Origin of the sequence: Corynebacterium sp. NML98-0116 (assembly GCF_001767255.1) — a bacterium.
Classification (GTDB): Bacteria; Actinomycetota; Actinomycetes; order Mycobacteriales; family Mycobacteriaceae; genus Corynebacterium; species Corynebacterium pseudogenitalium.
In genome coordinates, this window is the sequence record NZ_CP017639.1 from 1356333 (window position 1) to 1377135 (window position 20803).

19 protein-coding genes, 1 tRNA gene and 1 pseudogene are annotated in these 20803 nt (G+C 60.3%); 14 read left to right on the plus strand and 7 right to left on the minus strand.

The window, feature by feature from the left end; all coding sequences use genetic code 11:
* The first annotated feature begins 26 nt into the window (after positions 1-26).
* The 4 genes from narJ to BJP05_RS06100 all read left to right on the plus strand — a co-directional run bounded on the left by narJ (position 27) and on the right by BJP05_RS06100 (position 4362).
* Positions 27-722: a nitrate reductase molybdenum cofactor assembly chaperone gene (narJ, locus tag BJP05_RS06085; protein ID WP_070362630.1), complete on the plus strand. Its 696-nt coding sequence runs from the start codon at positions 27-29 to the stop codon at positions 720-722.
* A gap of 15 nt (positions 723-737) precedes the next feature.
* A complete protein-coding gene (gene narI, locus BJP05_RS06090; RefSeq protein ID WP_070362631.1) occupies positions 738-1496 on the plus strand; it encodes a respiratory nitrate reductase subunit gamma in 759 nt (252 codons plus the stop codon).
* Positions 1497-1616: 120 nt separating this feature from the next.
* On the plus strand, positions 1617-2402 hold the full coding sequence (modA, locus tag BJP05_RS06095; protein ID WP_070362632.1) for a molybdate ABC transporter substrate-binding protein: 786 nt from the start codon (positions 1617-1619) through the stop codon (positions 2400-2402).
* A gap of 22 nt (positions 2403-2424) precedes the next feature.
* A complete protein-coding gene (locus BJP05_RS06100; RefSeq protein ID WP_070362633.1) occupies positions 2425-4362 on the plus strand; it encodes an ATP-binding cassette domain-containing protein in 1938 nt (645 codons plus the stop codon).
* Here BJP05_RS06100 and BJP05_RS06105 read toward each other — a convergent pair.
* A complete protein-coding gene (locus BJP05_RS06105; RefSeq protein WP_070363540.1) occupies positions 4359-4613 on the minus strand; it encodes a MoaD/ThiS family protein in 255 nt (84 codons plus the stop codon). The two genes, BJP05_RS06100 and BJP05_RS06105, sit on opposite strands and share 4 nt — an antisense overlap.
* A 45-nt stretch (positions 4614-4658) precedes the next feature.
* Between BJP05_RS06105 and BJP05_RS06110 the strand changes: the two genes are divergently transcribed.
* The 4 genes from BJP05_RS06110 to BJP05_RS06125 are packed head-to-tail and all read left to right on the plus strand — an operon-like array spanning position 4659 to position 7834.
* Positions 4659-5828, plus strand: coding sequence for a molybdopterin molybdotransferase MoeA (locus BJP05_RS06110; RefSeq protein ID WP_070362634.1), 1170 nt, complete (start codon positions 4659-4661; stop codon positions 5826-5828).
* Between the two features lie 9 nt (positions 5829-5837).
* Positions 5838-6320, plus strand: a complete 483-nt coding sequence (locus BJP05_RS06115) for a MogA/MoaB family molybdenum cofactor biosynthesis protein (RefSeq protein WP_070362635.1) — start codon at positions 5838-5840, stop codon at positions 6318-6320.
* The gene (locus tag BJP05_RS06120; RefSeq protein WP_070362636.1) at positions 6310-6801 is read left to right on the plus strand and encodes a molybdenum cofactor biosynthesis protein MoaE; all 492 of its coding nucleotides are present in this window, start codon (positions 6310-6312) and stop codon (positions 6799-6801) included. The genes BJP05_RS06115 and BJP05_RS06120 overlap by 11 nt, the downstream gene beginning before the upstream one ends.
* Positions 6788-7834 (plus strand): ThiF family adenylyltransferase, encoded by a 1047-nt coding sequence (locus tag BJP05_RS06125; RefSeq protein ID WP_070362637.1) that lies wholly within the window; start codon positions 6788-6790, stop codon positions 7832-7834. The genes BJP05_RS06120 and BJP05_RS06125 overlap by 14 nt, the downstream gene beginning before the upstream one ends.
* On the opposite strand, the gene thrB is transcribed toward BJP05_RS06125, so the two are convergent.
* The 4 genes from thrB to argS form a co-directional block, all read right to left on the minus strand.
* On the minus strand, positions 7831-8760 hold the full coding sequence (gene thrB, locus BJP05_RS06130; RefSeq protein ID WP_070362638.1) for a homoserine kinase: 930 nt from the start codon (positions 8758-8760) through the stop codon (positions 7831-7833). The genes BJP05_RS06125 and thrB overlap by 4 nt on opposite strands.
* Positions 8761-8790: 30 nt before the next feature.
* Positions 8791-10143, minus strand: a complete 1353-nt coding sequence (locus BJP05_RS06135) for a homoserine dehydrogenase (RefSeq protein WP_070362639.1) — start codon at positions 10141-10143, stop codon at positions 8791-8793.
* 84 nt (positions 10144-10227) lie between these two features.
* On the minus strand, positions 10228-11562 hold the full coding sequence (lysA, locus tag BJP05_RS06140; RefSeq protein ID WP_070362640.1) for a diaminopimelate decarboxylase: 1335 nt from the start codon (positions 11560-11562) through the stop codon (positions 10228-10230).
* Between the two features lie 10 nt (positions 11563-11572).
* Complete coding sequence (gene argS / locus BJP05_RS06145; protein ID WP_070362641.1) at positions 11573-13225, minus strand: arginine--tRNA ligase; 1653 nt, start codon at positions 13223-13225, stop codon at positions 11573-11575.
* A gap of 233 nt (positions 13226-13458) precedes the next feature.
* Between argS and BJP05_RS06150 the strand changes: the two genes are divergently transcribed.
* The 6 genes and pseudogenes from BJP05_RS06150 (at position 13459) to BJP05_RS06175 (ending at position 19958) form a co-directional block, all read left to right on the plus strand.
* Positions 13459-15135, plus strand: coding sequence for an L-lactate permease (locus BJP05_RS06150; RefSeq protein WP_070362642.1), 1677 nt, complete (start codon positions 13459-13461; stop codon positions 15133-15135).
* Between the two features lie 48 nt (positions 15136-15183).
* A complete protein-coding gene (locus BJP05_RS06155; protein ID WP_070362643.1) occupies positions 15184-15969 on the plus strand; it encodes a (Fe-S)-binding protein in 786 nt (261 codons plus the stop codon).
* Positions 15966-17495: a lactate utilization protein B gene (locus BJP05_RS06160; RefSeq protein ID WP_070362644.1), complete on the plus strand. Its 1530-nt coding sequence runs from the start codon at positions 15966-15968 to the stop codon at positions 17493-17495. Before BJP05_RS06155 ends, BJP05_RS06160 begins: the two co-directional genes overlap by 4 nt.
* A gap of 2 nt (positions 17496-17497) precedes the next feature.
* Positions 17498-18143 (plus strand): annotated as a pseudogene (locus BJP05_RS06165) (lactate utilization protein C).
* A gap of 78 nt (positions 18144-18221) precedes the next feature.
* The gene (locus BJP05_RS06170) at positions 18222-19799 is read left to right on the plus strand and encodes an alpha/beta fold hydrolase (RefSeq protein WP_070362645.1); all 1578 of its coding nucleotides are present in this window, start codon (positions 18222-18224) and stop codon (positions 19797-19799) included.
* 85 nt (positions 19800-19884) lie between these two features.
* Positions 19885-19958, plus strand: a tRNA-Arg gene (locus BJP05_RS06175).
* 112 nt (positions 19959-20070) lie between these two features.
* Here the strand turns inward: BJP05_RS06175 and BJP05_RS06180 are convergent.
* Positions 20071-20304: a PspC domain-containing protein gene (locus BJP05_RS06180; RefSeq protein ID WP_070362646.1), complete on the minus strand. Its 234-nt coding sequence runs from the start codon at positions 20302-20304 to the stop codon at positions 20071-20073.
* Positions 20305-20327: 23 nt separating this feature from the next.
* The gene (locus tag BJP05_RS06185; RefSeq protein ID WP_070362647.1) at positions 20328-20801 is read right to left on the minus strand and encodes a MarR family winged helix-turn-helix transcriptional regulator; all 474 of its coding nucleotides are present in this window, start codon (positions 20799-20801) and stop codon (positions 20328-20330) included.
* Positions 20802-20803 lie beyond the last annotated feature (2 nt).

Sequence of the window (20803 nt, forward strand, 5' to 3'; positions counted from 1 at the left end):
ATCGCGCGACGCGAGGGTGAGCAGTAATGAGCACCCGAACCCAAATCGGGGTTGTACCCGAGGACCTAGTGGCACCAGTGGCGTGCGATACGCAGCAGCGTCAGATCGCAGCGATGGCGCTCAGCCTCACGTTGCGGTACCCAGAAGAGGAGTTCTTCTCCACGCTGGAGACCGTCGAGGAGCAGCTCGGGCTGCTTCCAGCCCCTGTTGCTGCAGAAATCGCGGAGTTCATCGGCAGGGCACGTGGCCTCGGACTCCTGCCGCTCCAGGAGCACTACGTCGAGACCTTCGACCAGCGGCGTCGCTGCGCGCTGCACCTCTCCTACTATTCGGTTGGTGATACCCGCCAGCGCGGTGCCGCGATATTGGCGTTTCGTCAACAGTTGGCAGGTCTAGGTATGGAAGAGATCTCGGAGGAGCTCCCGGACCACCTTTGCGTCGTCCTGGAAGCGCTTGCGTTCGCTGACTCCGACTCCCAACAGCACGCGTTAGAGATGATTGCCGCGCACCGAGACGGCCTCGAGGTGCTGCGTCACGCTCTGGTCGGACTGGGTAGCCCGTACGCTCACTTGCTCACGGCTGTGTGCATGTTGCTGCCCAGCATTGACGAGGAAACTATCGCTCGCTGCATCAACCTGATTCGCCAGGGCCCTCCTGCGGAGATGGTCGGTATTGAAACTACTCCCCTGCCGTTTCCAACGGCTTCTCCCAACCACAGTTAAAGGACTGAACTCACTATGACTGGTATTGAAGAATTCCTGTGGGTGGCCTTTCCCTGGTTGGCCATCGCTGCGTTTGTCATCGGCATTATCTGGCGCTGGCGTTATGACCAGATGGGCTGGACTACCCACTCGTCACAGATTTACGAATCGAAGTTGCTGCGGCTTTCCTCGCCACTGTTCCACTGGGGCATGGTCTTCGTGGTCATTGGCCACCTCATGGGCCTAGCGATTCCGAAGACTTGGACCCGAGGCATGGGCATCAGCGACCATGCCTACCACCTCATCGCAACGATTCCTGGCACGATTGCGGGTATCGCCGTGGTGTTGGGGTTGCTTGGCTTGCTCTACCGTCGTGTGGTCAACCGTTCGGTGTTCTTATCGACGGCCACCTCCGACAAGTTCATGTATGTGTTCCTGACAATCGCAATCTGCTCCGGCTTTATCGCGACCGTCTCGACGCAGGTCTTCGGTGTGCCCGGCGGCTACGATTACCGCGAAACGATTTCACCGTGGCTGCGCCAGCTGCTGATTTTCAACCCAATGCCGGACCTGATGGTGCAGGCTCCGTGGCAGTTTAAGGTCCACGTGCTTGCTGGCTTCACCTTGATCGCCTGCTGGCCGTTTACCCGACTTGTCCACGCGTTCTCGGCTCCGGTCGGCTACTCCACTAGGCCGTACGTGGTCTACCGCTCGCGCGGTGAAGAGGTCCAGGGCCGCCGCTCTGAGGCCCAGTGGGAGCCGATCCGCTCGAACGGACGTCAATTGAAGCGCTAGTGCTTCAACCCGCTCGCCAGTGCTGCCCCCGGAGCTCTTCTTCCGGGGGCATTCTTCGTGTCTACCCCTTTTTTAAGATAATTTATATTCATATTCAAACCACTACTCGAAGGAGTTCTCATGCGCTCTACTCGCCTTGCCACATTGTTCGTGGCTGCCCTGGCCGCGACCGGTCTGACCGCCTGCGCCGGTGGCACCGATTCCGAAAGCGCCGCCTCAAAAGCACCGACCGCTGAGGCACCCAGCGACCTCATCGTGATGGGCGCGGCTTCCACGCGCGTACTCAACGAGGACCTTTCGGAAATGTCGGAGAACAACCTCGAGTTCGTCAACGCCGGCTCCTCTGACCTGGTGCAGCAACTGAAGGAGGGCGCACCTGGTGACGTGTTGATCACAGCTGACCAGAAGAACATGGACAAGGCTGTCGAAGCGGGCGTCGCAAAAGACCCGAAGGTAGTGGCGACGAACTCGATGGTGCTCGTGGTGCCGAAGGGCAACCCAGCGGACATCAAGAGTGTCGAAGACGTACAGAAGGACGGCGTGAACTTGGTCGTCTGTGACGCCCAGGTTCCTTGCGGCTCCGTGACCAACGAGCTCGTGACGGCGAACAACCTCACCATCAATCCGGTGTCCCTGGAACACAGCGTGTCTGACACCTTGGGCAAGGTTGTCTCGGGCGAGGCTGACGCAGGCTTTGTGTACCGCACCGATGCTGCTGCCGCTGGCGATGCTGTGGAGGTCCTCGATATCCCTCACGCTGACGAGAAGCCGAACTCCCTCGTCGCCGCTGTAACCACCAACACCACCGACGAGGCTGCCGCGCAGAATCTCTTCGAACTGCTTGCAAGCCCAGAAATGGCCGTGGTGTGGGAGAAGTACGGCTTCACCCCTGCTGCGCAACAGTAACCACCGGGTAGAGTCCGTATTCATGCAGCAATCAACGCTTCGCCAGGCCCCACGCCAGACACCAATGTTGGTGTGGGGCCTGGCGCTTCTTGCACTCGCCGCCATTGTGCTGCCGATCCTGGCGCTTGGTGCACGTGTGCCATGGGACCAGCTCGGTGAGATCCTTGCCTCCGCATCGACACAGCAGTTGCTCCGCGTCACGCTGCGCTCCGCTGTCCTGGCGTGCGTCATCACACTCCTGCTGGGCACACCGCTTGCGCTATGGATGCAACACTTGCGACGAGGTGCAGGCCTTGCGCGAGTACTCGTGCTACTTCCGCTAGCGATGCCGCCGGTCGTCGGTGGTTTAGCGCTCAGCGCGTTTCTCGGACGCCGAGGCTTGGCTGCGCCGCTGTTGGACGCGCTGCATATTCAGTTCGCGTTCGCGTTTCCGGGTGTCGTCGCTGCACATGTGTTCATTGCGCTGCCGTTCGTTGTCATCACACTTGACGCGGCGCTGCGGCAACTCGATCCGGAGATTACATACTCGGCCGCAGGCGTGGGGCTGAGCCCCTCGACGATTACTCGCAAGATAATCCTACCTGCAATCGCGCCCTCACTCGTCTCTGCGGCCGGGCTAGCGTTTGCGCGCTCGCTCGGCGAGTTCGGCACCACGTTGACCTTCGCCGGCTCGATGCCTGGCACCACGCGCACCATGCCGTTGGGCATCTATATTGCCCGCGAAGTGGATCAGGATGTCGCGTATGGGCTATCAGCCATCCTCATCGCAGTGGCGGTGCTCACGCTTGCCGCATCGACGCTGCCGACGGTCTTCCTGTCGCGTACGCGCTCCCGTGAAGTCGCTCGCGCTACCCACGAGGTGGACACGGAACGGCTGCGCCTACTGACAAGCCCCGAGGACGGGGGCGTACCCGTCGTCATCGGTGAAACAACGTTCCCTGCGAACGCCACGACGGCGCTCATAGGCTTGAACGGCTCGGGGAAGACCACGTTGGTTGGCAGGATTGCAGGGCGCCTCGGCGGTTTGCGCACCTTGATCGGCGACCGCGTGGTTGATGCGGGCACGTCGTCGAGCAAGCTTGTCCCGGCGCACAAACGCGGAGTTGTGTTGCTTACCCAGAACCCCGGTCTGCCACCTACGTCGACCCCACTGAAGGCTGTCGCGATGGTCACTGGCAGCAAACAGCGCGCACTTGAGCTGCTGACCTCAGCGGGCCTGTGCGACCTTGCCGACGTCCCCGTCCGTGCTCTCTCTGGCGGTCAAGCATCGCAGGTGTCGCTAGTACGAGCGCTCGCCCCGCGCCCCCGCGTGCTAATTCTTGACGAGCCACTCGCTGCGATCGACGTGAACTCTGCGCATCACTGGCGCCAGGTACTGCGGGCTACAGCGCACGACCGCACCACGATCGTGATTACGCACAACCCATTGGACGTGGCCAACCTTGCGGAATACGTTGCGGTAATGGACCGAGGCAACGTCATCAGCCTGCGGCCGACGGCCGAGGAGCTCAAAGTTCCGGCGACGCAGTTTTCTGCACGGCTCGCTGGCGTGAACTGGTTGCCCGCTAGCGTGAACTGGATTCCAGCGCACATGGTGGGTGCCGCGCACCAAGGTTCCGTTGCGTGCGTGGCAACCACAGTCGGTGAGCTCACCGGTGTCGCCTCAGAGCAGTGCGAACAGCATGAGCATGCCGTCGTAGTCTTCGCGCCGCAGGACGTCTCGCTGCACGTCCCAGCCGGAGCAGCGCCGGGAGATTACAACTCGCTGGAGGCCACCGTGGCCACAGTCGATGTCAGTACCTCGGGTGGCCTCACTGTGGAGCTCGACGTCCACGGTGCGGTTGTGGCGCTCCCGGTCCAGCGTCAGGAGGCACTCGATGCGGGCATTGAGCCCGGCGCATCTGTAACGTGCTACGTCAAAACGGATGACATCGCCATCTACCCAAAGCCGACGGATTAGCCCCCAGCGAACGGTGGCAAGACATCAACGCGCTCAGCGGACTCGAGCGAGTCAGTCTGCTGGGCGCGTTTTCCGTCGATCAGGAAGGTGCAGCGCGCCAGGATGTCTGCGAGCGTTTGGCCTGCGTCGGTGGTGCCGTTGTGGCGCGAAGCGGCGTCGGCAAGCAGTTCCTGCAGTGTGGCAAAGTTCCCAACTTCTTCCTGTGCGACGCCTGTGGCCGCGCGTGCGGCGGCAAAGTAGTGAATTTGCATGTCGTCCATGGTAGCGAACTGGTGGTGGCGCGTAGAGTAGGCGCCATGACACGAACTACTGAGGAGCACCTGAATGCGGTGCGCGAGGCCGTCGGCCCTCGGCTTTCGGAGCGCATCAGCGTCGTTGAAGCTGGCAAGCAGCAGCGTGTGCTCGCGGCCGATGTTGTTGCCGTGCGCAAGCAACCGACCTTCGACAACTCGCAAATGGACGGGTACGCGTTGACGCAGGTGAAAGCGCACACAGCGACGATCGGCCCGACGATTGCCGCAGGCGCTGACCCCGACGAACTGTATCCAGAAGGCCTGCAGGGCGTTGTGGCGCCGATCATGACCGGCGCGAAACTTCCTCGTGGCACGGTAGCAGTCGTCCCAGTGGAGCGTTGCACCCCGCCGACGTTCGGGGCGACTGGTGAACCTGTCAAGATCCCTGAGGTCAAGCGTGGTCAGTTCATGCGCCTTGCGGGCAGCGATATCCAGCCCGGGGCTTGCATTGCACATCGCGGTGATGGGGTGACACCGGCGCTTGTTGGCGCCGCGATCAGCCAGGGAATCGAGACCGTTGAGGTCAAGCGCACTGCTCGCATCTTAGTGATCACGGGTGGCGCTGAGGTCTCCCCGAGCGACCAGGCCACAGGCCCCGCGACAATTCCGGACTCGAACGGTCCGATGCTTGAGGCGCTAGCCGCGCGCCATGGCATCGAGGTTGTAGCGCGCCTACTGACCAACGACGATCCTGAGGCACTCGAGCGAGAGGTCGCAGCAGCGGTCGAGGAGTACCAACCGGATGCGATTGTGACCTCAGGCGGGATCAGCCACGGCAAGTTCGAGGTCATCCGTCAGGTGTTTACGGATGGCTGGTACGGACATGTCGCTCAGCAGCCCGGCGGGCCACAAGGCATCTCTGCGTTTCACGGTGTGCCTGTGCTGAGCCTGCCAGGCAACCCGATTTCCACCATCGTGTCATTCGTCCTGTACGTCGCACCAGTGTTGGGACGCGCGCCGGCTCCCGTACGCGTTGCTATAGATACAGAGGGCGTTGGAATCGCCGGCAAGGATCAGTTCCTGCGCGGTGAAATTCGAGAGGGCCTTGTGCATCCGTACCACGGTACAAGCTCGCACCTGCTTACCCAGGGTGCCACCGCGACCTGCCTGATCCGCATTCCCGCCGCGGCTACGGTTCCCGCGGGTACACCAGTCATGGTCTATCCGCTGTAGATTGTGCCTATGAATACCAATCAACGTACTGCACGGGTTATCGTGGCTTCTACGCGAGCAGCCGCAGGTGTCTACGAGGACAAGTCAGGTCCGATCGCGGTCAGGTTCCTGCGGGAAGCGGGGTTCGACACTCCAGACGCCACCATCGTGGCCGATGCCGACCTTTCGGATGCGGTCCAGGAGGCACTCGGCGCTTCCCCGTCGGTACTGCTGACCTCGGGCGGAACCGGCATTACACCGGATGACCAAACGGTTGATATTGTGGAGCCTCTGTTGGACCGGCAGCTGCCAGGTATCGTGCACGCGTTCTGGGCCTATGGCCAGCAGCAAGTCGCGACGGCAGTGCTGTCGCGTACTGTCGCCGGAGTGGCGGGTCGCACGTTTGTCATGACACTGCCAGGTTCACGCGGCGGGGTGAAGGACGGGTGTGCCGTGCTCGCTCCCCTGCTCGACCACATCACTGCACTCATAGAAGGATCACATGAGCACTAGTTCACAACCAGCCTCTACTTCGGACCCACAGTTCGTCGCCGAGCAGGTCAATACCGTCATCGGCGCACGCATTACCGAAACGCCGCTTGAGCAGTTCGCTGCGGATGCGGCCACGGCTACAATGACGCGCTCCATGGGTGCGCTCGTCCGCTTTGAGGGCGTTGTCCGCGACCACGACGGCGGGCAGGCAGTGCGTTCGCTGACGTACGAATCGCACCCCAGCGCCCAAGACGAGCTCCGCGCAATTGTCGAAGACATCGCCCAACAACACCCGGTGCGAATCTGGGCCGCCCACCGAGTCGGCTCCGTGCCGATCGGCGAGATGGCGTTCCTGGTCCTCGTGGCCAGTGCGCACCGCGCCGAGGCATTCGCCGCCTGTGAAGAGGTCACCAACAGAGTGAAATCACAGGTCCCAATATGGAAAGAGCAGTCCATGGCGGACGGCGCAACGCAGTGGGTTGGTATCGATGACGCTCGATGAGCGCTACCTACGGCAAACCACACTCATCGGCGAGAGGAAGCAGCAACAGCTTTTCGACGCCCACGTCGTTGTTCTTGGCGCCGGAGGCTTGGGGTCTCCGACCCTGCTGTACTTAGCTGGTGCCGGCGTCGGCACGATCACTGTCATCGACGACGACCGGGTGGATCTGTCCAACCTGCACCGGCAGGTCATCCATACCACCGCTGCCATCGGTACCGCAAAGACGGCGTCGGCAAAGACACAGATGCTGGCGTTGAACCCGGATATCAACGTCCGCACTGTATCTGACCGCCTCACGTGGGATAACGCACTGCAGCTGTTCAGTGACGCTGACATCATCGTCGACGGCACCGACAACTTCCAGACTCGCCACATCGCATCGCACGCGGCCACGCGCCTGGGCGTGCCGCACGTGTGGGGGTCAATCCTCGGGTTTGAAGCACAGCTCACGGTGTTTTGGGCAGGCCACGGGCCAATCTACGAGGACCTCTTCCCCGCTCCACCAGCACCAGGCAGCGTGCCCTCTTGTTCCCAGGCAGGCGTGGTCGGTCCACTTGTAGGCGTTGTCGGGTCCGCGATGGCAATGGAAACGATCAAGCTCATCACCGGACTCGGTTCGCCGCTGATTGGCCAGATTGGCTACTTCGACTCACTCACAGGTATGTGGGAGTACGTGCCGCTTGTCGCAGACCCAGAGGTCACTGAGCGCGTGCGTACGAGCGCACCTCCACAAGGACCGGCGGAGGTCACCACCATTCCGGAAGGCGCCACGATTCTCGACGTCCGCGAGCCCGAGGAGTTCGCTGACTTCCACCTTGACGGCGCCATCAACGTGCCGCTCGGCACCATTATCGATGGCTACACACCGCCAGAAGCGCAGCCCGGCACCATTGTGGTGTGCGCCCGAGGGGCGCGCTCAGCGCAAGCTGTTGCAGCGCTCGATGCGCGCGGCGTGACCGGCACAGCGAGCCTGCGCGGGGGCGTCGAACAGTTCCGCCCCCCTTTCAGGCCTGTAACAGCCAGGACAGATTAAGCGCGGGTCAGCTCGCCACGTACCGGACCCGCTACCTCAAGCTCGATGACGCGTAGTCCGGCCTCGCGGGCGTCGTCAAGCAACTCCTCGTCAACGTCCGTCGTGGTCAGAACCAGGGCGGTCGGGCCCGCACCAGAGACGAAGGCTGCGTAGCCGCGGTTGCGCAAGCGGTTGACCCACTCAGCGGTGACCGGCAGCACGTCAGCACGGTACGGCTGGTGCAGGCGGTCGCGGGTGCCCTCCCAGAGCAGCTCGGGGTGGGACTGGATGGCAACCGTCATCACCGCGGTACGCGACACGTTGAAACGCGCATCCGTGTGCGTGACGTGGCTCGGCAACACCTGCCGCACCGCGTTGGTCGAGGCGTGGAAGTTCGGCACCAGCGCCACCGCACGAATCGAGGGATCCACGGGGACCCCGACAGCCCGGTAGACCGGATGCGATACACCATCGACAGGAATCTCGGTCCAGGAGACAACCGCCCCACCGAGCACGGATGCGGCAGCATTATCAGGATGCCCCTCGAACGCCGAGGAAAGCTGCACAACTTCCTCTGTGGAAAGCGGGTTACCAGCCAGTGTGTTTGCCGCCACAACGCCTGCGACAGCCGCAGAGGCCGACGAACCAAGCCCACGAGACTGCGGGATGTTGTTCGTGCACACCACGCGAAGGCCTGGAACAGAAACATCAGCGGCTTTGAGGCCAGAACGAATCGCTTTGACTACGAGGTGGGAACCGTCGCGCGGCAGGTCCTCGGCGCCTTCGCCGAAGATCTCCACCTCAAGCCCGGACTCGATGACCTCAACCTCGACAGTGTCGTAAATGGAGAGAGCGAGCCCCAACGTATCGAAGCCCGGTCCTAAGTTCGCCGACGAACCCGGCACCGTCACAGTCGCCTTTAGGCCTACTTCAATGTCTGTCGCCATGATGTGCTCCTTGTCTGTAGGTATCTCAGCTTAGGCGTCTAGGCGGATCACCGAGTTGATTTGCTGCACATCCGGGTGCTGCGAGAGGCGCTCCACGATGTCACGTAGGTCCTTCTCCAGCGCCTTGTGCGTCACCACGATCAGGTGTGCCTCATCGCCGGACTCCTCCTGGCGCACTGCGGAGAGCGACACGTTTGCCTCCGCAAACTTTCGGGTCAGCTCCGCCAGCACACCAACGCGGTCGTTGACGGTCATGTTCACGTGGTAGCGAGTCGCCACCTCGTCGAAGCCGACCACTGGGTAGTTCGCGTACGGGTTCTCCGCTGGTGCACGGCCGCCGTGCACCTTGTTGCGGGCTGCACCGACCAGATCACCCAGCACTGCAGACGCGGTAGGAGCGCCACCAGCACCGTTGCCGTAGAACATCAGGCGGCCAGCAGCCTCAGCTTCGACGAAGATGGCGTTGTACGACTTATCAACGCTCGCCAGCGGGTGCTCGTTCGGGATGAGCGTCGGGTGAACGCGAGCATTAACAGCAGTGGTCTTACCGTTTTCGTCGTAGAGGCGCTCACAGATCGCCAGCAGCTTAATCGTCTGGTTCGACTGCTTCGCCGCAGCAATATCCTCAGCGGTAATCTTCGTGATGCCCTCGCAGGACACATCGTCGAACGTGACTCGTGTGTGGAAGCCCATCGAGGCAAGGATCGCTGCCTTGGAAGCCGCGTCGTGCCCCTCAACGTCGGCGGTCGGATCAGCCTCTGCGTACCCCAAACGGGTCGCCTCAGCGAGTGCTTCCTCGTAGGTCGCTCCAGTCGAAGCCATCGCGTCCAAGATGAAGTTAGTCGTACCGTTCACAATGCCGGAAATGCGCTGAACCTGGTCACCGGCCAACGAGCGACGCAACATACCAACAACTGGAATCGCCGCAGCAACCGCTGCCTCATAATAGAGATCGACGCCTACTTCATTCGCGGCGTCGGCAAGCTCGGAACCGTGCGCTGCAACCAGCGCCTTGTTTGCCGTAACAACGGACTTACCTGCCTTCAGAGCAGACAACACCAGTTCACGCGGGTAGTCGATGCCGCCGATGACCTCGACTACAACATCAACGTCATCGCGAGTGATCAGCGAGCGAGCGTCATCAGTCAGCTCAATGCCTTGCACCTCAGGCGCATCCTTGTGCTTTTCCACGTTGGAGACCGCAACACCGCGCACCTCAAGTGGGCCACCGATACGCTGCTCAAGATTGTCAGAAAACTCCCGAATGAGGCGAAGCACCTCACTGCCCACAGTGCCTTTCCCCAAAATAGCGACACCGACCGGCTGACCAATTCCCTTACCTGGGTAATTACCGTTACGGCTCTCTGCAGATTCGACCGACATCTCTAGATTCTCTCCTACTTCGATACTGGTACGTTCAGCTACGGCGCAGTGTACCGCTTTGTCTATTTCGCACAGAATACATTCTTATTTATATTCACGCGAGAGAATGTCTTCAACAGTTTCTCGCCGCACCATCGGCTTGATCTTTCCAGCTCGGACCGCGACCACGGCAGGGCGCCCAAATGAGTTGTAATTCGAGCTCATCGGGTAGCAATACGCTCCTGTCGCAGGCATCGCGATCAGGTCGCCGCTGACAATGTCGTCCGGCCACTGAGCATCCTCGATGAGAACATCGCCGGACTCACAGTGGGAACCCACCACACGAGTTGCCACCGGCTGGCCGCCTGTAAACCTGTTGACCACCCGGCCCTCGTAGACGGCGTCGTAAAGCGCTGGACGAATGTTGTCGCTCATGCCACCGTTAACGGAAATGTAGCGACGCGTCTTGGTGTACGAAATCTCGACGTCTTTGACCACGCCCGCGCTGTATAGCGTAATGGCGGATGGCCCGGCGATCGCACGGCCAGGCTCGACAACCACGGTCGGCGACGAGATGCCGAGTTCACCGGCAACCTCGTCGACGGCAGCCAACAGATCTTTCGCAACCGCAGCAACGTCCAATGGCGCTTCTTCCTCAAGCTGCGCGATGCCATATCCGCCGCCAAGGTCCAAGTACTCAAGCGCAACGCCGCGCTCGGTCCAAATCTGCGCATACAGCGCAAGCACACGTTCCGCGGCGAGCTTGAACCCCTCTGCATCAAAGACCTGGGAGCCTACGTGGCAGTGCAGGCCGGTCAGGCGCAGATGCTCCGCATCGATCGCGGCACACGCCGCCTGATAGGCAGAGCCAGACGCCAAGGAAATACCAAACTTTTGGTCCTCGTGGCTCGTCGCGATGAATTCGTGTGTGTGCGCGTCTACGCCTGGCTTCACGCGGATAAAGACCTCTTGGGTGGTCCCCATTTCCCCGGCAAGCTCATTGAGCTCTCGAAGCTCCTGGTGAGAATCAAGGACGACGTGCGCTACCCCGGAATCGATGCACAGCTGCAGAAAGCTGCGTGACTTGTTATTCCCGTGCACCGTAATCCGCTCTGGCGGAAAGTTTGCAGCAAGCGCAATGCGAAGCTCATTTTCGCTCGCAACATCAAGCGCGAGGCCTTCCTCGTCAACCCAGCGGGCAATGTGCGTGGTCAAGAACGCCTTCGACGCGTAGTGCACATGTGCTGGGTCACCGAACGCCTTTGCCATATCGCGACACCGCGAGCGGAAGTCGTCCTCATCCACCACCATGACGGGCGTACCGTACTCTTCGGCAATCTCTGGAAGGGGCACGCCAGCGATAGTCACGACCCCGTCTTCTTCTCGTCTGGTGTTGCGTGGCCATACGTGCGCGGGAAGCGCATCAAACGCTGCGGTCATGTACTTCCTCCTACATCCGTTCCGGCGCGCTCACGCCGATCATGCCGAGTGCGTTTGCAAGTACCTGGCGCGCTGCCATCGCCAGTGCAAAGCGCGCGGTATGCAACGGCTCAACTTCTTCGCCAGGCTTCGGCAGGATCTGGCAGGCGTCGTAAAACTTGTGGAAGGAGCTAGCTAGTTCCTCCGCGTAGCGCGCGATTCGGTGCGGTTCGCGCAGCTGCGCGGCGGTGCTCACCACCTCCGGGAACTCACCCAGGGTACGAATGAGGTCGCCCTCCTTTTCATGCTCAAGCAACGCAACGTCCGCGCCGTCGGTAGTGACGCCAGCTTCCTTCGCCTTGCGAGCGATGGAGCACAGACGCGCGTGACCGTACTGCACGTAGTACACGGGATTGTCGGAGGACTGCTTAGTCCACAGGTCAAGGTCAATGTCCAACGTGGAATCCACAGAGGAGCGCACGAGCGAGTAGCGAGCCCCGTCAACGCCAATAGCGTCCACGAGGTCGTTGAGAGTGATGATCGTCCCGGCGCGCTTCGACATCTTGACTGGCTGGCCATCACGCACAAGATTGACCATCTGACCAATGAGCACCTCGACAGCCTCAGGGTCATAGCCAAGAGCCTGCGCTGCGGCGCGGAGGCGCGCAATGTAGCCGTGGTGGTCCGCGCCAAGCATGTAGATCGCCAGTGTGTGACCGCGGTCAAACTTGTCTGCCACGTACGCGATGTCGCCCGCGATGTAGGCGGCGTCGCCATCGGACTTCAGCACGACACGGTCCTTGTCGTCGCCAAACTGGGAAGAGCGCAACCACCAGGCGCCCTCGTTTTCGTACAGGTTGCCGTTGTCTTTGAGCGTTGCAATCGCCTTATCGACGGCCCCACTCTCAAACAGCGAGTTTTCGTGGAAGAACACGTCGAAGTCCACGCCGAACTCGTGTAGGGACTCCTTGATCTGAGCGAACATCATTTCCACGCCTGCGGCACGGAACGTTTCCTGCACGTCTTCGGGGCTGCCATCAAGCGCATTCGGCTGCTTCGCCACAATGTCGGCGGCGATGTCATTGATGTAGGAGCCGCCGTAGCCGTCCTCTGGAGTCGGCTCGCCCTTTGCCGCTGCTACTAGCGAACGTGCGAAGCGGTCAATTTGGCCACCGTGATCGTTGAAGTAGTACTCGCGGGTCACCTCGGCGCCGCTCGCTTCTAGCACGCGGCCTAGCGAGTCGCCCACAGCTGCCCAGCGGGTCCCGCCAAGGTGGATCGGGCCGGTTGGGTTCGCCGAGACGAATTCGAGGTTGATGCGCTGGCCGTCAAGAAGAGATGATTTGCCGAAGGTCTCGCCTGCCGCCAGGATGTCCGCAACCAGCTGTCCCTGCGCGTCCGTGGCGAGGCGCAGGTTCAAGAACCCTGGGCCTGCGACGTCAGCTTCTGCGATTGCGGGGGTTTCCAGGAGGACGTCGGCAAGCCACTGCGCAAGCTCGCGCGGGTTCGTACCGGCTTTCTTCGCCACCTGCAGTGCGATATTCGTAGCGTAATCGCCGTGCTCAGGGTTGCGCGGGCGCTCGACGGTCACTGCATCGGGCACGACGGATGCGTCGAGATTGTGGTCGGAAAGCACCTTGACGGTCGCTTCATGAACTGTTGTAGCGAGATCAGCTGGAGTCATGGGCAAACAGTCTAATTCACGTGCCGGACATTCTCCCTATTCCCCCATAAATGCCGCGCGACCCCCATTTGACTACCCCCACCATAGGTACTGAAAACGCTACTAGCTTGAACTTCTACAGACCTCATCCATTTGTGTGACCTAGCATACTTTTTGGTTTTCTCATTGCAGATGTCACCACAGTACTTTGGGGAGGTATTTTGTGTAGCCCTCTGACTCCAAGGAGTGTCTCAGTGGACAAGTTTCAAATTATTACCGACGCAGTAGGGGGAAGCCTCGGGCTTTCTGCGCTCGTTTCCACGATTCCCCTTCTCACATTTTTCTTCATGCTGCTCGCGGTCAAGGCCCGCGCGCACACATCCGGCGCAGTAGCGCTGGTCGCAGCTATCGCAGTCGCGATATTCGGGTTCAACATGCCAACCGAGATGGCACTTGCGACTGCACTACGCGGCGGATTGTTCGGACTCTTCCCAATCGTGTGGGTGATCTTGACCGCGATCTGGTTTTACCAAATTACGGTTGCATCGCGTCGCTTTGAAGATCTTCGCCTGGTCTTTGACAAGATGGGCAGCGGCGACGTCCGCATCCAAGCAATGCTCATTGCGTTCTGCTTCGGTGGCCTACTCGAGGCCCTCGCTGGATTCGGCGCACCCGTCGCGATTACCGCGACGATGATTCTGGCGCTCGGCATCCCACCTTTGAAAGCCGCAACGGTAGTCCTGATTGCAAATACAGCGCCTGTGGCATTCGGCGCCGTCGCCATCCCCATTACCACCGCGGGCGAGGTCGGTGGCCGCACCCTCGAGCAAACGCAGAACATCGCCGCGATCGTTGGCCACCAAACCCCTCTGCTCGCATTCTTTGTTCCTTTCATCATCGCAGCAATTATCGACGGCTGGCGAGGCATCAAAGAAACCGCGCCTATCGCGGTGACGATCGGGCTGAGCTTCGGCATTGCCCAGTGGTGGACATCGAACCACTTCGCCTACCAGCTCACGGATGTCGTAGCCTGCATCGTTGCCCTTGGGGCTGCCTTCGTGGCGCTTCGCTTCTGGAAGCCTTCGACTACTGCCGCTCTCCGCGAACGCCTCGGCTTGCCTGAGCACGAGGACAATACTGAACTGCCTGGCACCCGAGTCTGGATGGCGCTGATGCCGTACGCAGTCGTGGTTGTCGTCTTCGGTCTAGCGAACCTGGGCACAACCATTCCGCAGTGGCTGAGCTCGTTCAAGATCAGCCTGACATGGCCTGTTATCGAGCGCGGACTGCTCTTCAACCAGCTGGGTGAGCCAATCAACACCGACTACACCTTCGCCTACATCAACAACCCCGGCACGCTCCTGGTCATTTCTGGCCTCATCGTCGCTATCGCCTACATGATCTTTGACGGCAACGGTCTCTACCAGCTCAACTGGGCACAGGTGGGACGTGAGTTCGTCGATACTTTCTGGCGCATGCGTTGGTCATCCACCACTATCATGTTGGTGCTCGCGTTGGCCTACGTCATGAACTACTCGGGCCAGACCGTTTCTATCGGCGAATTTTTCGCCAACATGGGCGGCGTATTCGCATTCGCTGCCCCAGTGCTTGGTTGGGTCGGCGTGGCAGTAACAGGCTCCGACACATCCGCCAACGCGCTGTTCGCTAACCTCCAAGTCACCGCTGCAAATAAGTTGGGCCTCAACCCAGACCTGATGTTGGCGGCAAATACGACCGGCGGTGTCGTCGGAAAGATGATTTCGCCGCAATCCCTCGCTATTGCCGCGACAGCTGTGAATTTGGAGGGCAAAGAGTCCGAACTCTTTAAGAAAGTTGCAGGCTTTTCCGTGGTCTTCTTGGTTGCAGTGTGCCTGATTGTCTTCCTACAAACCAACCTACTGAGTTTTCTAGCTCCAACTGTTGTACCGTAGACGTATTACCATTATCTGTATCGTTCACGACCATCAAAGGAGTCCACATTGCGAGTAGCACTGTTTTCTACTTGTATCGGTGACGCCCTGTTTCCTGACGCCCACAAGGCCTCAGCACTTGTCCTATCTCGTCTGGGCTACGACGTAGTCTTCCCTGAGGGACAAACCTGCTGTGGCCAGATGCACGTCAACACGGGCTACCAGGAACAAGCTGTGCCAATCATTCAGACATATGCCGATGCGTTTGCTGACCCATCCATCGACTATGTTGTGGCCCCTTCCGGCTCGTGCGCTGGTGCAGTTCGCGAACAGCACGTGCGCCTCGCCGAGCGCTACGGAAACAAGGCACTTGTCGACGGCGCTACGCAGGCAGCGAAGAAAACCTACGAGCTCACGGAGTTCATCGTGGACGTCGCTGGCGTGACCAACCTCGGCGCGTTCTTCCCACACAGGGTGACCTACCACGAGTCTTGTCACTCTCGCCGCTTCCTGAAGGTCGGCGACCGCCCTTACAAGTTGCTTGAAGCCGTCGAAGGCATCGAGCTCGTGGACCTGCCGAACGTCGAAGAGTGCTGCGGATTCGGCGGCACCTTCTCGGTGAAGCTGCCCGAGGTTTCCGCAGCGATGGTTTCCGACAAGGTGCGCCACATCAAGGAGTCAAAGGCGGAGTTTGTCACCGCCGGTGACTCCTCGTGCTTGATGAACATCGCAGGCGCGATGAGCCGTCAGCACAACGGCATCCGCGCGCTGCACATTGCAGAGATTCTCGCCTCCACGAAGGAACACCCGTGGACGCCAACGACCGCTGCGTACTCGAAGGAGAAAATGCTGTGAAAGTTGCACTCGGCAAGCCAACGATGCCCCCAGTGGCGCAAGGACCGAACCACCTGCGTGGCTCGGAGCGCTTCGGACAGGCTGCGCACCACGAACTCGACAACGTTACGAAGCGTCGAAACCTCAACTACGCAACCACTGCTATTCGTGTAAAGCGCCAAAACGTTGTGGACGAACTCGATGACTGGCAGGAGCTTCGCACCGCTGGCTCCACCATCAAGCAGGATGTTGCGGCCCGCATGCCTGAGCTGCTCGAGGAGTTCGAGCGCAACGTCACCGCTCGCGGTGGCCACGTTCACTGGGCACGCGACGCCCAGGAAGCCAACGACATCATAGCTTCGCTCATTGAGGAGACAGGCGAGACTGAAGTCGTCAAGATTAAGTCGATGGCGACGCAGGAAATCGCGCTCAACGAGGAGCTAGAAAAGCGCGGCATCCATGCACAGGAAACCGACCTTGCGGAGCTCATCGTTCAGCTCGGCGAAGACTTCCCATCACACATCCTGGTGCCAGCGATCCACCGCAACCGCGAAGAGATCCGAAACATCTTCGTGGACAAGATGCCCAACACCGACGACTCGCTGACGAACAATCCGGCAGAGTTGGCCGAAGCCTCTCGCATTTTCCTCCGCGAGCAGTTCATGAAGGCCAAGGTGGCTATCTCCGGTGTCAACTTCGGTATCGCTGAGACCGGCACGGTCTCCATCGTCGAATCCGAGGGCAACGGTCGCATGTGTCTGACGCTGCCGGAGACACTGATCTCCGTCATGGGTATCGAGAAGTTGCTGCCGAAGTTCGAGGACTTGGGCGCGTTCTTGCAGTTGCTCCCGCGCTCCTCCACCGGCGAGCGTATGAACCCGTACACCTCACTGTGGTCAGGTGTGACGGAGGGCGATGGCCCGCAGAACTTCCACATCGTTCTCCTGGACAACGGTCGTACCCACGCGATGTCGAACGAGATCGGCCGCGAAGCACTGAAGTGCATTCGCTGCTCCGCATGCCTCAACGTGTGCCCGGTCTACGAGCGCGCTGGCGGCCACTCCTACGGCTCGACATACCCTGGCCCAATCGGCGCGATTATCACGCCGCAGCTGACCGGCATCGAGTCTGCCGAGGACCCGAACGCGTCGCTCCCATTCGCATCTTCCCTGTGTGGGCGCTGCAACGAAGTGTGCCCAGTGAAGATCCCGATCACAGACATCCTGCTTGAGCTTCGCCACCAAAAGGTAAAGGAGCACAAGCCGTTCCTGGAATCCACAGCCTTCGGCGCTATTTCCCTACTGTGGGGCAAGCCTGCACTGTGGAACGCCGCAATGCACGTTGTAGCGCTGGGTCGCGTACTTGGCGGTTTCAAGGGCGAAATTTCCTCGATGCCCGGTTTCGTTGCTGGCTGGACCGATTACCGCGACGTAGCAGTTCCGCCGAAGAAGTCGTTCCGCCAGTGGTGGAATACGGACGAGGCGAAGGACCTCCTCGCTGAGGCCCGTCGCGAAGGGATCCCAGCGAATGTCAGGAAGGATGGCTAACAATGTCAAGCACCCGAAATGAAAGCGCGAAGCGCGAGATTCTTGACCGCATCCGCACTGCACAGAAGCTCTCCCATACCCCAGAGCACGTCGAACCTGTGCGCGAGTACCGCACCACCAGCGACCACACTCCCGAGCAGTTGCGCGAGATTCTCATCGATCGTCTTCTGGACTACAAGGCAACGGTTGTAGAGACAACCGAGGAGACCCTTGCCGCAGACATCGCCAGATATTCTGGCCAAGCGCGAGACAACCGAGATTGTTTACGCACCGGGTCTCGACACCGCGCTGTTCGAGAAGTTCGACGGGAGTGCCCGCCCAGACGACCCATCGAGCGATCCGCGTGAGCTCGGCACTATCGGTGCCGCGGTAACGGATTCCCACGTCACTTCAGCACAGACCGGTTCGATCGTGCTCGAAGCTGGCGAGCTGTGCGGCCGCCGTGCACTGTCACTGGTCCCCGATCGCCATGTGGTCATCGTCCGTCCAGAGTCAGTGGTCTACGGCGTGCCGGAAATGATCGCTCGCATCGATCCGGAAAAACCCGCTACCATGATTTCTGGTGGTTCAGCGACCTCAGATATCGAGCTTGTTCGTGTCGAGGGCGTCCACGGGCCCCGCGACCTGATCGTGATGGTTGTGAAGTAGAAACACACCGTCGACATTCCCTACCGATCAGCGCATCGGTAGGGATTTGTCTTTTCGCACCCCAACGGAAGGAATGCAATGCGCACCACAGCTTCAGTAATTGCGGCGCTCGGACTGCTTGGCATGGCCGTCGTAACGCCTGCTACTGCGCAGCCAGCACCGGCTGTGCAGTGGACCAAATGCCCGAAAGAAGTCAAAGATTCAACAGCGCAGTGCGGACACATCGACGTCCCAATGCGCTACAACCAGCCGAACGGCAAGAAGATTCAAATTGGATTCGTACGAGTCCCAGCGAAAACCCAAGCGCGCCGAGGCGCACTGTTTACCAACCCCGGTGGCCCAGGTGGCGACGCCTACGCCTACGCCGCCGGCAATATCCTCGAGTTTCCGAAAGAGCTCAACAACGAGTGGGACATCATCGGTGTACAACCGCGCGGGCTGCCCGGCTCCACGGCGCTCGAGTGCGCAATTCCCGATGTGAACGATCCTAGCCAGATAGCCAAACTCACCGCTGACAGTCTGTTCAACGCGGGAGGTTTCAACCGCTCGGCTTGCCAAGGTGACAAGCCTGGCTACCCCGAAACCATCACCACGGAAAATACCGCGCGCGATTGGGAGGAAGTTCGACGCGCCCTGGGTTACCAGCAGGTTTCTATCCTCGGCGTCTCCTACGGCACCTACCTTGGCTCCGTGTACGCGACTCTATTTCCACAGCACACCGACAAAGTAGTGCTTGACTCCGCCATGGACCCCACCCGCTCCTGGAACGGCATTGCCGCCGACCAACAAGCGGCGTACGAGAAAGCACTCAACGAATACTTCGCCTGGGTAGCACTCAATGACGCCAAGTATCACATGGGCAACACCCCGCTGAAGGCATACCAGTACTGGTCGCGCAAGGTCAGTGCACAAGCTGGCACCAACCCAACTGTCACTCCCCCGCCTGCACGCGTTGGTGATCTGCCAGCGGGCCTGGAGTTCGCCGGACAGGCTGGCGCGGACGCCATGACGGCAGTCGGGAAAACCCGTGTCGAAGGTGAAGGCGTCATCAGCCGCATGCTGAACCCTGGTGCTGTACAAGCTAAGTCGCCGCTCCTGCAGGAGACCCGCGCTATGCTTCCAACCCCAAAGATGTGGGACTACCTGGCAAGGTCCACAAACGGCACCCTGACCGCTGAAGAATCGAAGCAGCCGTCCAAGGAAGAGATTCAGCAGGCGGTGGATCAAATGATGGCGGTCGAGCAGCTGCAAGCTGCCCAGTGGTGCAATGAGAACGTTGTCCCCGGCGACCCAACGCTGCTCCCCTCATTTGCATGGTCACAGCTCACGGGAGACCCGTTTACTTTCTTCAACGCTTCACGCGGCTCAGGGTGGTACTGCAACGGGGCCGGCGCAGTCACCGGAATGGCACCCCTGAACGGGGCGGCATTAAAGACTCGCCCATTGCAGCTATCCGCGACCCGTGACCCCCAGACGCCGTACTCAGGCCACGGACAACTCGCCCGCAGAATGGGCACCCAGGTAGTCACGATTCACGGCCCAGGCCACGCACACTTCGGCACCGGCAATAAAGTTGTCGACGCCACCGTCATCAACTACCTGCGCACCGGCAAGGCCGATCGCACTGATGCACCAGGCTACTGGGAGGCCCAATAGCAGCTACTTTCCGCAGTCTTAGGCCAGTTATGTGCCAGGCATTTCTGGTGCTAAGATTGCGTCATTGCTTGCTCACAAGCAATGCGTCTCCGTAGCTCAGCGGATGAGAGCATCGGTTTCCGGTACCGAAGGTCGCAGGTTCGAATCCTGTCGGGGACACTTTTTCATTACCCCCACCGCCTGGTGTTTTGCCTGGTGGTGGGGGTTTTGTTGGTTTTGACTGATTTTACCTGAAATCGTCTCCCCTACGCTTTCAGAACGCAATTTCGTGCTAAAACTCCGGGGGAATCACAATCCAGGCCACTATATACAGGATGAACAAAGGCACAAACGCCGTGCAGAGCCCAATCAACACCGTGCCGATTCGTACAATCGCAGGGTCGAGTCCAAAGTACTCCGCGATGCCGCCACAGACCCCGCCGATGTATTTGTCCACCATGGAACGCTGTAGCCGCTTCGGTGCCGGGTTCGGTTGGTAGTGAGGTTGGTTCGTCGGATAAGACATGGCGCCTCGCTTTCCTAGAGTCGTTACTTGTTATGCCCAGGGCCGGTTTGCGCACCGAGTACACCCTGAAAAAATCTGGTCAGAGCTGGGATGTCGGCGTCATCAAGGTGGTCGAACACCAGGCGTCGCACGCTTTCAACGTGGCCCGGGGCTGCAGCCTCGAGCCGCTGTAAACCGTCCTCGGTGAGCGCTACCAAGACGCCACGGGCGTCTCCCGGGCTCTTCTGCTTTGATACCAAACCGCGCTTCTCCATGCGGGTGACTTGGTGCGATGTTCGGGATCGGTCCCACTCCAGTGCACCGCATAAGTCACGCAAACGCATCGTGTACCCATCCACTTCTGAAAGGCTGACCAGCACAGAGAACTCCGAAGTCGACAAGTTTGAGTCTGCCTGGAGCGTGTCGTCGAGCGCGCGCGAAATTTTGCGTGCAGTGGCAAGCATGAGCCGCCACAGGTCTTGCTCGGCGTCGCTGAGCCAGTGGGGTGCGTCAGACATGC

What these genes read in the sequence shown, in the direction of transcription:
- narI (WP_070362631.1), top strand. Translation starts at nt 738, where the DNA reads ATGACTGGTATTGAAGAATTCCTGTGGGTGGCCTTTCCCTGGTTGGCC.
- BJP05_RS06185 (WP_070362647.1), bottom strand. Translation starts at nt 20,801, where the DNA reads ATGTCTGACGCACCCCACTGGCTCAGCGACGCCGAGCAAGACCTGTGG.
- narJ (WP_070362630.1), top strand. Translation starts at nt 27, where the DNA reads ATGAGCACCCGAACCCAAATCGGGGTTGTACCCGAGGACCTAGTGGCA.
- BJP05_RS06115 (WP_070362635.1), top strand. Translation starts at nt 5,838, where the DNA reads ATGAATACCAATCAACGTACTGCACGGGTTATCGTGGCTTCTACGCGA.
- BJP05_RS06180 (WP_070362646.1), bottom strand. Translation starts at nt 20,304, where the DNA reads ATGTCTTATCCGACGAACCAACCTCACTACCAACCGAACCCGGCACCG.
- BJP05_RS06100 (WP_070362633.1), top strand. Translation starts at nt 2,425, where the DNA reads ATGCAGCAATCAACGCTTCGCCAGGCCCCACGCCAGACACCAATGTTG.
- BJP05_RS06170 (WP_070362645.1), top strand. Translation starts at nt 18,222, where the DNA reads ATGCGCACCACAGCTTCAGTAATTGCGGCGCTCGGACTGCTTGGCATG.
- thrB (WP_070362638.1), bottom strand. Translation starts at nt 8,760, where the DNA reads ATGGCGACAGACATTGAAGTAGGCCTAAAGGCGACTGTGACGGTGCCG.
- argS (WP_070362641.1), bottom strand. Translation starts at nt 13,225, where the DNA reads ATGACTCCAGCTGATCTCGCTACAACAGTTCATGAAGCGACCGTCAAG.
- lysA (WP_070362640.1), bottom strand. Translation starts at nt 11,562, where the DNA reads ATGACCGCAGCGTTTGATGCGCTTCCCGCGCACGTATGGCCACGCAAC.
- BJP05_RS06110 (WP_070362634.1), top strand. Translation starts at nt 4,659, where the DNA reads ATGACACGAACTACTGAGGAGCACCTGAATGCGGTGCGCGAGGCCGTC.
- BJP05_RS06105 (WP_070363540.1), bottom strand. Translation starts at nt 4,613, where the DNA reads ATGCAAATTCACTACTTTGCCGCCGCACGCGCGGCCACAGGCGTCGCA.
- BJP05_RS06135 (WP_070362639.1), bottom strand. Translation starts at nt 10,143, where the DNA reads ATGTCGGTCGAATCTGCAGAGAGCCGTAACGGTAATTACCCAGGTAAG.
- BJP05_RS06120 (WP_070362636.1), top strand. Translation starts at nt 6,310, where the DNA reads ATGAGCACTAGTTCACAACCAGCCTCTACTTCGGACCCACAGTTCGTC.
- BJP05_RS06125 (WP_070362637.1), top strand. Translation starts at nt 6,788, where the DNA reads ATGACGCTCGATGAGCGCTACCTACGGCAAACCACACTCATCGGCGAG.
- modA (WP_070362632.1), top strand. Translation starts at nt 1,617, where the DNA reads ATGCGCTCTACTCGCCTTGCCACATTGTTCGTGGCTGCCCTGGCCGCG.